At 61.9% G+C, this 13,401-nt stretch carries 7 protein-coding genes; 5 read left to right on the top strand and 2 right to left on the bottom strand.

Annotation, left to right across the window (positions count from 1 at the left end; translation table 11 throughout):
* Nucleotides 1-54 precede the first annotated feature (54 nt).
* From M5B42_RS30485 to M5B42_RS30465, 5 genes are read left to right on the top strand one after another with little or no spacing between them, the layout of a single operon-like run.
* A complete protein-coding gene (locus M5B42_RS30485) occupies nt 55-1,815 on the top strand; it encodes a bifunctional alpha/beta hydrolase/class I SAM-dependent methyltransferase (RefSeq protein ID WP_248747917.1) in 1,761 nt (586 codons plus the stop codon).
* Nucleotides 1,812-3,170 carry a phosphatase PAP2/dual specificity phosphatase family protein gene (locus M5B42_RS30480; protein ID WP_248747916.1) on the top strand — a complete coding sequence of 453 codons (1,359 nt, stop codon included), beginning with the start codon at nt 1,812-1,814 and terminating at the stop codon, nt 3,168-3,170. Before M5B42_RS30485 ends, M5B42_RS30480 begins: the two co-directional genes overlap by 4 nt.
* Nucleotides 3,160-3,615, top strand: a complete 456-nt coding sequence (locus tag M5B42_RS30475; protein ID WP_152737502.1) for a hypothetical protein — start codon at nt 3,160-3,162, stop codon at nt 3,613-3,615. Before M5B42_RS30480 ends, M5B42_RS30475 begins: the two co-directional genes overlap by 11 nt.
* A gap of 9 nt (nt 3,616-3,624) precedes the next feature.
* Nucleotides 3,625-4,245, top strand: a complete 621-nt coding sequence (locus M5B42_RS30470; RefSeq protein WP_100942821.1) for a lysophospholipid acyltransferase family protein — start codon at nt 3,625-3,627, stop codon at nt 4,243-4,245.
* Nucleotide 4,246: 1 nt separating this feature from the next.
* A complete protein-coding gene (locus M5B42_RS30465; protein ID WP_100942822.1) occupies nt 4,247-5,179 on the top strand; it encodes a phosphatidate cytidylyltransferase in 933 nt (310 codons plus the stop codon).
* Nucleotides 5,180-5,190: 11 nt separating this feature from the next.
* On the opposite strand, the gene M5B42_RS30460 is transcribed toward M5B42_RS30465, so the two are convergent.
* Both M5B42_RS30460 and M5B42_RS30455 read right to left on the bottom strand, forming a co-directional pair.
* Complete coding sequence (locus M5B42_RS30460; protein ID WP_248747915.1) at nt 5,191-5,949, bottom strand: hypothetical protein; 759 nt, start codon at nt 5,947-5,949, stop codon at nt 5,191-5,193.
* A 20-nt stretch (nt 5,950-5,969) separates the two neighbouring features.
* On the bottom strand, nt 5,970-13,401 hold a 7,432-nt coding region (locus M5B42_RS30455), incomplete at its 5' end, for a hemagglutinin repeat-containing protein (protein ID WP_248747914.1).

Below are 13,401 nucleotides of genomic sequence, written 5' to 3'. Positions count from 1 at the left end.
CCAAGATAGTTGCCTCAAGCTCCCCACTCCAAGATCCGGCAAAAGGACATTGCAATGCGCGACGAGCAAACCCAGACCTTCAGTACCCATGATGGCGTCGAACTGTTTTATCGCCACTGGCCGGCCACAACCCCTGCCGCCGGCGAGCCGCGCAAGGCCATCCTGCTGTTCCACCGGGGGCATGAGCATTCCGGGCGCATTGCCCACCTGGTGGATGAACTCGACCTGCCGGACTTCGACTTCTTCGCCTGGGACGCCCGTGGCCACGGCCAGTCGCCGGGCGCGCGGGGTGACAGCCCGAGCTTCGCCACCAGCGTGCGGGATGTGCAGACCTTCTGCGATCACCTCGGCACCATCTTCGCTATCGCCGAAGAAAATATCGCGGTCATCGCCCAGAGCGTCGGCGCGGTGATCGTCGCCACCTGGGTTCACGACTACGCGCCAAAGATCCGCGCCCTGGTGCTCGCCTCCCCGGCCTTCAAGGTCAAGCTCTACGTGCCGTTCGCCCGTCCAGGCCTGGCCCTGATGCGACGCTTTCGCGGCAACTTTTTCGTCAACAGCTACGTCAAGGCCAAGTTTCTCAGCCACGACCCGGAACGCATTGCCTCCTATGACAGCGATCCGCTGATCACCAAGGCCATTTCGGTGAATGTGCTGCTCGGGCTCTACGAAGCCGCCGACCGCGTGGTCGCCGATGCCAATGCGATCCAGGTACCGACCCAGTTGCTGATTTCCGGCGCGGACTTCGTGGTTCACCGCAAACCCCAGGAACAGTTCTTCCAGCGCCTGGGCAGCCTGAAAAAAGAACGGCACGTACTCCCCGGTTTCTTCCACGACACCCTCGGCGAACGCGACCGGCACCTGGCCGTCAGCCGCGCCAAGCGTTTTATCCAACAGAATTTCCTCTCACCGGTTAACCGCCCGGCCCTGCTCGACGCTGATCGCATCGGCGAGACCTGCGCCGAATCCGAGTCGCTGGCAGCGCCCTTGCCGCACAACTCGCCGCGCGATCTCTACTGGCGCCTGACCCGCGCCAGCATGGGCCTGGGTAGCAAGCTGTCGGCCGGGGTCAAGCTCGGCTTCGACACCGGTTTCGACTCCGGCAGCACCCTGGACTACGTCTACCGCAACACCCCCACCGGGCATACCGCGCTGGGCCGGATGATCGACCAGAACTACCTGAACTCCATCGGCTGGCGCGGTATCCGCCAACGCAAACTGCATGTCGAGGAACTGCTGCGCCTGGCCATGGCCCAATTGCGCGAGCAAGGCCGCGAAGTGCGGATCGTCGATATCGCCGCCGGCCACGGACGCTATATCCTCGAAGCCCTGCACGGAGTGACGCCGCTGCCCGAGTCGATCCTGCTGCGCGACTACAGCGATATCAACGTGCGTGACGGCAGCGCGCTGATCGTCGAAAAAGGCCTGGGCGATATCGCCCGGTTCGTCAAGGGCGACGCCTTTGACCGGGACGACCTCGCCGCGCTGGACCCCAAGCCGAGCCTGGCGGTGGTGTCGGGCCTGTACGAACTGTTCGCCGACAACACCCTGGTCGGCAACTCCCTCGCCGGCTTGGCCGAGGCCTGTGAACCGGGTGCTTATCTGGTCTACACCGGGCAACCCTGGCACCCGCAGCTGGAACTGATCGCCCGCGCCCTGACCAGTCACCGCCAAGGCCAGGCCTGGGTCATGCGCCGTCGCAGCCAGGCGGAAATGGACCAGTTGGTGGAAGCCGCCGGGTTTCGCAAGATCACTCAACGGGTCGATGAATGGGGGATCTTCAGCGTGTCCCTGGCACAACGCGTGCGAGCATGAACAGCACGCCCCGGGAAGCCGGCCTGCTGAAACGCGCCGTGCTCTGGCTGGTCCTGCTGGCGCCGTTGTTCTTCGCCAGCTATGGCTTTGCCACCTGGTACACCGCTCGGCGCAGCGATGTCGGCAGCTACGTGTTCGGTTGGGAAAGCCATATGCCGTTCTGGGCCTGGACCATCGTGCCCTATTGGTCCATCGACCTGCTTTACGGCTTGTCGCTGCTGCTGCCCAGAAGCAAGCGCGAGCTCGACCGACACGCCCTGCGCCTGCTGACGGCCCAGGTAATCGCGGTCTCCTGCTTCCTGCTTTGGCCGCTGACCTTCACCTTCCCCCGGCCACCGCTGGACGGCGTGTTCGGCTGGCTATTCGCGGTACTGGCGGGCTTCGACAAACCCTTCAACCAGGCGCCTTCGCTGCATATCGCGTTGCTGGTGATTCTGTGGGTCATGTACCGCCGGCATTTCACCGGTGCCGGGCGCTGGCTGGTGCACGGCTGGTTCGCGCTGATCGGTGTATCGGTACTGACCACCTATCAACACCACTTTATCGACCTGCCCACCGGTGCCTTGGCCGGCTGGTTGTGCGTCTGGCTGTGGCCGGATGATCGCGCCAACCCATTGGCCGTTGCGCGCCTGGCAGGCGATGGCAAGCGACTCGCCCTGGCTGTTCGCTACGGGCTGGGGTCGACGCTGTTGGCCATCGCCGGCTTCGGCTTCGCCGATGTCGCGTTATGGTTGCTCTGGCCGGCGCTGGCCCTGGCGCTGGTAGCGCTCAATTACGCGGTGTTCGGTGCCCAGGGCTTCCAGAAACGCGCCGACGGCAGCTTGAGCCCGGCCGCACGCTGGCTGTTTGCGCCTTACCGGGCAGGCGCCTGGATCAATTCGCGGCTCTGGACAAAATCCCATCCACAACCCGATCAGGTTGTAGATGACGTTTGGCTCGGGCGACTACCAAGCCGACACGAACTTCAGGCCGGCCCATTCGCGGCCATCGTCGACCTGTGTGCCGAACTGCCCTTGGCCCCCCGGGGCCGGGCCTATAGCAGCATCCCCGTACTGGACTTGATTGCACCGTCAGCGGAGCAATGTCGCGAAGCCGCCCTGAGCATTGATGAACTGCGCCAGAACGGGCCGCTGCTGGTCTGCTGCGCCCTGGGTTATTCACGCAGCGCCACGGCGCTCGCCGCCTGGTTGCTGCACAGCGGCCGAGCGACGACGATCGATGCAGCCCTGGAGCTGATACGTGCCGCACGTCCCGGCGTGGTCCTGCATCCGCGGCATCGCCAGGTGCTGGAAGCCATGCTTCAGCTCGTGCCTGGCGAAGCCGTCGCCCAGTCGAGGATCGCCGATGCCCGCTAGCCTGCAACTGCATGTGGTCGCCAGCCTGCTACGGCGCGGCCGCCTGCTCGACCAACTCTCCATGGGGCTGACCGTACTGGGTGTTCTGCTGGGTCTGGCACCCTTGCTCTTCAACACCATCAGCCTGTGGTGCCTGGTGGTCAGTGCCTGGCTGGTACTGTCGGGCCTGTTGCAAAAATACTGGGCCTTCCGTGTCGCTTTCGACGCTGATCTGTTCCAACTGATGGCGCAGGATCCCAGCAACCTGAGCGACCGCACCGAGGCGCTGGACCAGGCATTGCAAGACCTCGGCCTGCAACCGCGACAATCCGCAAACCGCCCCTGGGCCGAGCGCAGCCATGGCGCACTCGGCCTGCTCAAGCGCCAGGCGTTGCTGGTGCTGGTACAAATTTCCCTGCCACTGATCGTCATTCTGGCCAGCCCCTGGCTGCCCTTCGCCGGATAAGGAATCGTCATGTTCGAACCCGTGGTTGCCACCCTCATCACCTCCGGCGCCCGCCTGATCACCGGTGCCCGCAGCCTGTGGATCGGCTGCGGGCCCAATCCGGAGCAGCGCATCTACTTCGCCAACCACAGCAGCCACGGTGACTTCGTGCTGCTCTGGGCCTCGCTGCCACCGGCACTGCGCAAACTCACCCGTCCGGTCGCCGGCGCCGACTACTGGAATAAAAGCGCCCTGCGCCGCTACATCATCAAGCGGGTCTTCAACGGTGTGCTGATCGACCGCGAACGCAAGGAGCCCGGGGACAACCCGCTGCAGCCGATGCTCGACGCGCTGGAGCAAGGCCACTCGCTGATCATCTTCCCCGAAGGCACCCGCAACCAGGAGGACGGTCTGCTGCCGTTCAAGAGCGGGATCTTCCACCTGACCCGGAGCTACCCACAGGCGCAGTTGATTCCGGTATGGATCGCCAACCTCAACCGAGTGATGCCCAAGGGCCGGGTATTGCCCCTGCCGCTGCTGTGCACCACCAGTTTCGGCGCACCGCTGCGACTCGAAGACGACGAAAGCAAAGAACACTTCCTGCAACGCAGCCGCGACGCGCTGCTGGCCCTGGCACCGGAGCAACACTGAAATGGATAGGCAGACCCTGATGTTGTTCGCCGGGATCGGTATGATCCTGGTGCTGGCTTCGCTGATCGGCTTTGTCCTCAAGTGGCGCACCCGGGGCACGCCGAACGCGGTTATCGATAACCTCAACGCCCGGATCAACGCCTGGTGGGTGATGGTGCTGGTGATCGGCATCGCCTTCTGGCTGGGTACCGGCGCGGTGATCCTGCTGTTCTATGCGGTGTCCTTCTACGCCCTGCGCGAGTTCCTGACCCTGACACCAACCCGGCGCAGCGACTACCCGGCGCTGGTGGCGGCGTTCTACCTGGCCCTGCCGCTGCAGTACCTGCTGATCTACAGCGACTGGTACGGACTGTTCTCGATCTTCATTCCGGTCTATGTGTTCCTGCTGCTGCCGATCCTCGCTTCGCTGGGCGGTGACAGCACGCACTTTCTGGAACGGGCCTCGAAGGTCCAGTGGGGGCTGATGATCGCGGTGTTCTGCGTGTCGTTCGTGCCGGCGCTGCTAACCCTGGAGATTGCCGGTTATGAAGGCCGCAACCTGCTGCTGATCGCCTACCTGGTGATCGTGGTGCAGTTGTCCGACGTGCTCCAGTACGTCTGCGGCAAGTTGTTCGGCAAACGCAAGATCGCGCCCAACCTGTCGCCGTCGAAAACCGTCGAAGGCTTTGTCGGCGGCATTACCCTGGCCTCGTTGATCGGTGGTGCGCTGTTCTGGATTACCCCTTTCAATCCCTGGCAAGCGGCACTGATCGCGTTGCTGATCAATCTGCTGGGCTTTGCCGGTGGCATCGTCATGTCGGCGATCAAGCGCGACCGTGGGGTCAAGGACTGGGGCCATATGATCGAAGGTCATGGCGGCATGCTCGACCGGCTGGACTCGGTGTGCTTTGCCGCGCCGATCTTCTTTCATCTGGTGCGCTATTGGTGGACGTGAGGAGCGCCCGTCTAGTCCTTGTCTTGGGTGTAACAACAGCGCTGACACAACCAATTGAACAACATGCATACACACCCGGAGAGCAGGCCGATAGACGGGAACACGATTGCCCCATGCCAAAATAGTGTCGGCCACACTGCGGCACCTTTCGATAATGCGGCGGGATAGCCAAGAAAGGCAGGGGCAATACTCGCCAGCCAGATCAACAAGGCGCTGAGCATTCCAGCGATGACGTAACGTAAACGCGTTTTTAGAAAACGCTCGACACCCCATAGCACCGGCCAACCGACCAGCATGCCCAGCAGCGCCCCTATCAAGGAGAACAGGATAAAAGCCGCGCCGTCCGAGAGAAATAACACCGCCGCCATGCCTAGCGTCACCCCACCCGAGAGCGGAACGGAAACAACCCGTCCCCACCTTGAGCGAAGAGGCGCATCGACGCTAGCCGGCAGCAGGTCTATCCCACTGACAGTAACGCTGTACAACACCCCCAGCGCCAATCCGCTCAACATCGTCATCACCAGCAGATGCCACCCCCAGGCCCCCACCAGCAGACAGGCCACCAGGCTCTGGATCAGGCCGCTTACCATATGGCGCGCCCTGAACCGATCAAAATGGCGATCACCCAGCAGCAGCAAGGGAATGCCCAGGACAATAGAAATCACGCTGCCGAAAAGAAATCCGGAAAACAGCACCGAATCACTCCAGCCGATCAGCATCCCCTTCGCGATGGCATAGACAACGCCACCGCACAAAGGCACGGCGAACAATCGGAGTTCGCCATTGGGCCTCAATTCGTCCCGCCTTGTTTGCTATTGGTGCCCCAGTTGAAGGCCGGGCTGTTCTTTAACAACTCCTGCCCGGCAATCCAGGCGCTATTGCCGCCCCATACCGTACCGGCGGCCCAGTCATTGGAGTTAAAGAGCGGACTGCTGCCAGTGCCCCAACCGTGGGTTTCGATATCGAAGCCGCCCGAGGCGGTAGGCACCACGGAACGCACGACAAAACCGGGATCCAGGGCGTGCATGCCCGGCAAGGTAATGTTGATCACACTCTTGCTGCTCTCGTCCGTCAGGTGAGCCACATACCCGAGCTTGAGCTTCATCAGATACAACTCACTCACGTCTCCACTTTTCACCACCGTCGTCCCATCGCCACCGGGACCGGCGTTGCGTTTCAGCGCCTCGTATTCATTTTCCAGGGTACCGCAGCCGCCCAAGGTCACCATGCATCCCGACGAGATATCGCTGTATTCATGGGGCTGCTTGGTGCTGCCCGCCACGGCTTCCCACGTTTCGAAGCCCTTGGGAATTTCACCGCCCACCTGGCCTTTGCTATTGATGAAGGTACCGCTTTTCACCACGTCGGCAAACTTGAGCTGACAGGCCGACATCCCCATCGATTCACAGTTGTTCGAAGCCCATACCTTGAAGCCCGGCAGCCCGGCAGCCATGTTGGCCGCGATCAACAGGCTGTTGGTTTCGATATCGCTGATCGCCCCAAAGGTGTCTTTATCCTTCGAGTTGACCGCCTTGTCGGCCGCATACAAATCGCCGAAGCTCTTGGCCCCGTCGACGATCTGGGCGATGTGCTTGTCCAGGCAGGCCTGGTCCGTGCACGCCAGGAGTTCAGCATCATTGGCGTCGCTCAGTTTTTTCGCCTCGAGTTGCACGCGCATGCGGCAAGCCGTGTTATCCGCCGCACACACCGCCAACTGCTTGGACAACAGCTCAATGTCCTCATGCTTGAGGTAATTGTTCTTGACCTCTTCCATCCCGGACTGAGCGCCGGTAATCCCGCCAACACCTGCGGCCGCCAATCCGGAAGCCCCCAATATCAGGGATTTCTTCACGTCCAGGGGCAGGTCCATCTGCGCGACCTTTTCCGCTACCAGCGGCGCCGTCAGTCCCGCCACACCGGCACCCAGCGCATTGGCACCCACGGTGTTACCTGAAAGTCCCTGGACCGCCGCCGCCAGGGTGTGCATCAGCACCCGCGCACTGCCGCCCTCTTCCCAGGCCGCTTTAGTCGCCGGGTCCTTGGCATCTGCAAGCTGTTGGTTGGCGTAGTCACCAATGCGCTTGTACGTATCGGCCGCCGTGGTATTGGCGACAATACCCAGGGTCGTTGCCGCGCCGGCGCCGCCCATGGCCGCGCCGATCAGGCCACTGGCGATATCGACGAATATCTTCTTGTCTCCACCGGTCCCCCAACTATCGTTGACAGCCTTGAGATTGAGCTCAGCGTCTCTCAAGTCCTTGACGTTCCCGGAGTCCTTGGCGGCTTTCACTTTCGCTTCCGCATCCTTCTTCTCAGCGGAAGACACCAGCCCCACGACACTCTGGGTCAGCGCTATCGAGCTCTGAATCAGATCCATGCGCGTCTTCAAGGCACCCACGTCCGGCTTGTCCAGCTTCGGATTGGCATTGGCCGTATCGCGATTGAGACCGACCAGGTCATTGGCCCCTTCGGCATTCCGCACGATGATCGTACCTTCGCTCACCGCACTACGGGTTTTGCTCTCGCCCGACTCACTGAGCGCCAACGGCATACTGCCGCCAAAGCCCAGGCCGTCCTTACCGTAAGAGAACGAGATACCCGCCGATTGGCTACTCGCCTCGCTCTTGTTCTTGATGTCGCTGACCACCAGCCGATCAGTGCTGAGCAGGTTCTTGTCGGCACTCGCCTCGCTGGCGATCACCGCACCCTGCAGGGTGGTGGTCTGGCCCACATTGATGTTGTAGCCGCCCTTGCCCGCAAACAGGCCACTCTGATCGGTCACCGCCTTGTAGTCACTGTTGGTATTACCCGCGGACAGGTTGGCCGAAGCGGTGACCGTCGAGCCATAGCAGAAAGGTGGAATGCAGATACTGGCACCGAAGCCGGCGCTGCCCTGCTTGCTCTTCTCGCTCTCGCTGTCCTGGCGCGAAACAATATCGAGGTTGCCGCCAATGACCGCATTGATGCTGTCGGCCTTGACCTGGGCACCCGCCAGCGTGGTGTCCTTGCCGCTGTGCAGCACCAGGGAACCGGTGTCCAGGGTGCTGTTGACCTGGGTCACCGAATGGCCATCGCCCATGCCCTTGCCGATCTGCGCACCCAGGTCGAGGGTGAAACCGTTCTGCTCGCCGAGGTTGAAGCTGGCACCAATGGCGGTCCTGCTGTTGCTGCTGTTGCTGGATTTATCCGTCGTGTTCTGGGCACTTTCGAGAAGGATATTGTTCTTCGCATCCAACACCGTACTGGCGCCTTTGAGCTGGCTGCCGATCACATGGATATCACCAGCTGTTCCCGCTGCGCTGCCTGTGGCGACGATCGCCAGCCCCCCACCGGCGGTGATCTTGCTTTGCTTGGCCGTCTGGCTTTCCGCTTCCTCGCTTTTCTTGCTATGAGTGCTGGCCAGCTCGGTACCGATCTTGATCAGCGACCCCGAACTGCCTTTCCCTTGCAGATAGTTCGAAGCCGCGCCCTTGACGTCCGAGGCCATGCCTGCCGGATCGATCCCGCCGAGCGACATCGCCAGTTGCGCCTCCTTCACCGCCCTGAGCCGCGGATCGTCAATCGCCTTGGTCGTCTTGACGGTCTCACGCAAGTTATAAATGGTCTCCAGCGTACCGATCACCGAACCGCCCAACACCCGACCGACGCCCAGACTGGAGGATTTGTCGGTGCTGTTCTGACTGGCACTTTCCATCCCGGCCGCAATGGTCACATTGGACCCGGTCAGGTTCATGTTCCGGGTGCTGACCAACTCACTGGCGACAACGCCCAGGTTGCGCCCCGCGACCAGGTTGACATTGCCCTGGCTCGAACCGATGGTGCTGCCGGTCAGGGTGGTTTGAGTCGCCTGGCCGTTATGGCTGGAGCTGCTCATGTTCAGGTGCTGGTTACCGGTGATGTCATCGATGCCCAGTTTGTTGCCCGTCAGGATACCGGTCAGGTCGTGACCTTTTTCCTTGTGCATTTCGTCGCGGGTAAAGGTGTTTTCCGCAGCGTTGATGGTCAGGTCGCGACCCGCCTGTACGGTCAGGTCATGGGTGCTGGCCAGGGCGGAGCCCGTGATCGTTGCATCCCGCTTGGCGACCACGTCCACGGTGTCACCGGCGACAAGGCTGCCGACTGCCGTGGTCTGGGTTTCAGCCACCTTGTCCTTGACCTTGCTCGATTTCAAGCCACCCCAGCTGCTTTTACTTTTGCTGCTTTCATGACGCGCGCTCTCGGAATCGGTAACGGCCAGAATCTGCACGTCGTTGCCGGCGCTCAACTGGGTGCCGCCTTTTTCAGTCGTCACCGCGCTGCCTTTGACCACAATATCGTTGCCAGCCACCAGCGAGGTGTGGCTGCCACTGGTGACGGCACTGGCGATATTGGTGCTGCTCGACGTTTCATCCAGGCGGCTCTTGCTGCCCGAGGAGTTTTTCTTGGTCTTGGTGTAGAAGCTATAGTCATCATTGGTCGCGGTCTGCAACGTCAGGTTGGCCCCGGCGTTCAGATACGCCTCGTTACCGGCGGTCACCGTGCTCGCCACCAACCCCAGGTCCTTGCCGGCCGTCAGCAGGACATTGCCACCGCCAGTCACACTCGAGGACACCTGTTGGGTGTGATCTTCCTGGCTGGTGACTTTCTTGGTATGGCCATAGGAGTGCTGCTCATCCGCCGCCGAAGACAGGGTCAGGTTGTCCACCGCGGAAAGCGCAACATCACGCTTGGCGTCGATCTGGCTGGCCACAACGCTCAAGTCACGCCCGGCGCTGACCAACAGATCACGACCGGCGGTGACAGTGGAACCGTTCTGGGTAATGGTCTGATCATTATGATGATCACCCAGGGTATTGCTGTTCAACTGCTGGGCAGAGGTGATATTGACGTCGCGTCCCGCCCTGAGGGCTGTGTCCGTTGCGCTCCCTAACACACCGCCGGTGTTGTTGATATCACGCCCGGCGCTGATCGTGAGGTTGTTGGCCGCCTCGATCCGCGCGGCATTGTCGGCAAACCCGCGTTGCTCGGTCTTGTAACCAGTGCCGCTCTCGTGTGTGGTGATGGTGCGTTCGTTGGTCACATCGCCGTTGAGGGCGGCCAGGCTGACATCCCGTCCGGCGATAATCCCACCGGCCTTGTTGGTCAGGTTGTTGTTCGCCAGCGCATCGAGGCGCTGACCGGCCTCGAGCAGCCCGCTGTTGACCTGGTCGTTGCCTGCCGCAGCCAACAGATTGTTACTGGCCCGCAAGGTCCCGGCATTGTTCAAGTCCTTGCCGGCAATCAGGGTCACATCACTGCCCTGGATCAGCGCACCGTTGGCGGCCAGGCGGTTATTGGCATTGGCCAGGTAGAGCACCGGCACCAGCACCTGCTCGCCGTTCACCGTCGCGTTTTCCATCCAGACGATATCGTGGGTCAAGGCCGCGACCTGCTCGGAAGTCAGGCTCACACCCAGTTGTAGATTGAGTGCCTGCTTGCTGGCAATGGCGTTGTTCATCAGGTACTTGAACATGCTGTCATCGGAGGTCTGGCCATCGATGAAACGTTGCCCCGTGCGGGCGACCACAGCCTGCTGGATCAGCTTCTGCTCGTAGAAACCGTCACCCAGACGCTTGGCGCTGGCGTCAGGGTCGTAGCCCAGGTTGGACAGCAGGTAGTCCGAACTCATGAACTGCTTGAGGTCGGTCAGCACCGGATTGGTTTCAATCAGGTACTTCTGCGGATTGGACCGGCCCGAAGTGTCGGGCAAACCCTGCACCCGGGTAATGCTGGTGGTCTGGCTACCCTGGGCGCTGTCTGCTGTGCCAGCGGCCAGGCCGCTTGGTGTGGCAAGGTCACCCGGTGTCGGCTGGCGCTGCGCCGCGCCAATGCTGGCGCCACCCAGGGTCCAGCTCTGCGGCGCAGTGACAGTCGGTGCACCGCTGCCCTCCCCGCTCAGATGGAACAGACCATTCTGGCCGGTCGGCAGGCTGAAGCCGGGCAAGGTGATCGGGTTGACCTGCTGCTGCGCCAGGTTCGGCGGCAGTTGCGAGTTGACGGTGATCCGCGTGGAAAAGTTGCTCCCCGAGGACTGGGTGTCGGTGCGCGGGCCGGCGCCGACATAGGTGTAACCCGGACGCACGACGCTATTGTCGATGCCGTTTTGTGCCTGGACATAGACCGCGCCGCCGGCCTGGATCACCGCGGCGTAGCTCTGATCGCTGGAGGCCAGTTTACGGGTAGTGCGGAACTGCCCCAGCTCGGTCTCGGTCATGCCGATAAAGGCACTCATCGCGCCCTCGAGGCCGCCCAGGTTATTGGGGTTGTAGCCCGCACCTTGAACCGAATATTGATTGTTGAAAACGCTGGCCGCGTTGTACCAGGCACCCGCGTCCTTGGTCCGTTCGGACATGAAGGTGCGTGACGTTTCGGTCTCCCCGGTTTCCAGACCGCTGTTGATCAGGTTGTTGACCCGAGCGACGAAGCTGCCGCCGGCGGCGATGGTGCTGCTTTTGTTGAGCAGGTCCCCACCTTGAACATTCAGATTGGCGCCAGCGGTGATGCTCGAGGCCGCACTGGCCTCGGTCACTTCGAACTTGTCACGCTGGATGATCTGCCAGACGTGGTTCTGCTTACCGCTGCAGTCACCGGCGTTATAGCCTTCGATACATTGGACTTCATTGATCGAGGCGGTGTAGATGCCCTGATTGTTGGTGGTCAGCACGGCGCGCACGTTCTGGATCGTGCTCGCCGCCAGGCTCATGCTGCCATCGCTCTGGAGCGAGCCGGAGCTGTTGACGATGCTGCTGGCCAAACCGCCCAGACCGTCACGGTCTATGGCCAGATTGCCCAGGCTGTAGATATTGCCGTAGCTGTTGTTCAACGAATCGACGCGCAGGCCCATGTCGCTGCCGCTGAAGATCAGCCCGTGGTCATTGAGCCATGCCCCGGTGGTCGCGGTCAGGATCTGCGCGCTGCCCAAGGTCCCGTAGTTGTTGATGCCTCCGGCGTTGACACTCATGTTCGCCGCCGAGGTCAGGCGACCATAGTTGTTCAGCACACCACCGACATTGATCGTGGTATTGCCACCACCGGCGACGCTGCCGCTACCTCCCAGGCTCAGTTGCGCCGCGTTCAGGCCCAGGGTGCCCAGACTGCTCAGCCGGCCATTGCCGGTATAGCTGCCACCCAGGCCCAGGTTGACGCTGCCGTCACTGGCGATCAGACCGTCGTTGTTCCAGTTACCACCGCTGCCCGTCAGGCTGGTGGACGCTAGCAACTGGGCACCGGCGAGCTGATTGAGGGTGCCGATATTCAACGTCAGCCGCCCGGCCTGGATCACGCTGCTGTTGGTCCAGCTATCGGCGGTAAGGGTCAGCCCGCCACGGGTCACGAAGCTGCCGCCGGCGTTGAGGACGTTGGCGGTGGCGATATCAAAGGTGCCAGTACCGGTGTGCAACAGGCTGCCGCCCTGGTTCAGGAAGCTGCCGGCACCCAGGGTCAGGTCGTTGCTGGCGATTTCCAGATTGCCGCTGCGGTTGTCGAACAGCCCGCCGATCTGGAACAGGGTCTTGCCGCTGCTGCCCAGCGCATGCAGTTGGCCGGTCTGGTTGTCCAGGCTCGCAGCGGTGATCGAAAGGCCGTTATCGCTTTCAATAATGCCTTTGCGGTTGCTCAGGGCGCCCGCGAGGTTCAGGTTGATCTGGCTGCCGGCGATCTGGCCCCCCAGGTCACCACTGTTATCGAAGTTACCGCCATTGACCGTGACCTGGCCGCTGGCATAAAGGCCGCCGTTACGGTTATCGATATTGCCGGTGTTCAGCATCACATCACCGGCGCGGGCAGCGATGCGGCCACCATAGTTGTCGAAACCGCCGAGTGCATTGAGATTCAGGCTCTGGCCCTGGATGCTGCCAGCCTGGCGATTGTTGTTCAGGTCATAGCCGTTTTTCAGCACGCCGACGACACGGGTTTCCAGCGAATTTCTGACACTGGAAAGCACGCCGCCACGGTTGTCGAGATTGGCGGCCTTGACCAGCAGGATGCCGTCCTGGGCAATCACCTTGCCGCTCTGGTTGCCGATATCGCCACTGACGTCGAGACTGACCGCGCCCTTGCCTTGCAACGAGCCTTTGCCATTGCCAAGGCTGGCGGCGCTCAGTTGCAGGTCGCCGTTACGGCTGGCGATCAAACCGCCATTGCCGTTCTGTACCGCGCCGGTCGAGGTGATCAGCAGCTTGTCATTGGCACTGACAAGACCACCG

Source organism: Pseudomonas sp. MWU12-2037, from assembly GCF_023242345.1.
Taxonomy (GTDB): Bacteria; Pseudomonadota; Gammaproteobacteria; order Pseudomonadales; family Pseudomonadaceae; genus Aquipseudomonas; species Aquipseudomonas gingeri_D.
This window is presented reverse-complemented; position numbering and strand designations above follow the sequence as displayed.

Bases quoted from the DNA above. Each gene is read 5' to 3' on its own strand.
- M5B42_RS30485 (WP_248747917.1), top strand. From the start codon at position 55: ATGCGCGACGAGCAAACCCAGACCTTCAGTACCCATGATGGCGTCGAA.
- M5B42_RS30480 (WP_248747916.1), top strand. From the start codon at position 1,812: ATGAACAGCACGCCCCGGGAAGCCGGCCTGCTGAAACGCGCCGTGCTC.
- M5B42_RS30475 (WP_152737502.1), top strand. From the start codon at position 3,160: ATGCCCGCTAGCCTGCAACTGCATGTGGTCGCCAGCCTGCTACGGCGC.
- M5B42_RS30470 (WP_100942821.1), top strand. From the start codon at position 3,625: ATGTTCGAACCCGTGGTTGCCACCCTCATCACCTCCGGCGCCCGCCTG.
- M5B42_RS30465 (WP_100942822.1), top strand. From the start codon at position 4,247: ATGGATAGGCAGACCCTGATGTTGTTCGCCGGGATCGGTATGATCCTG.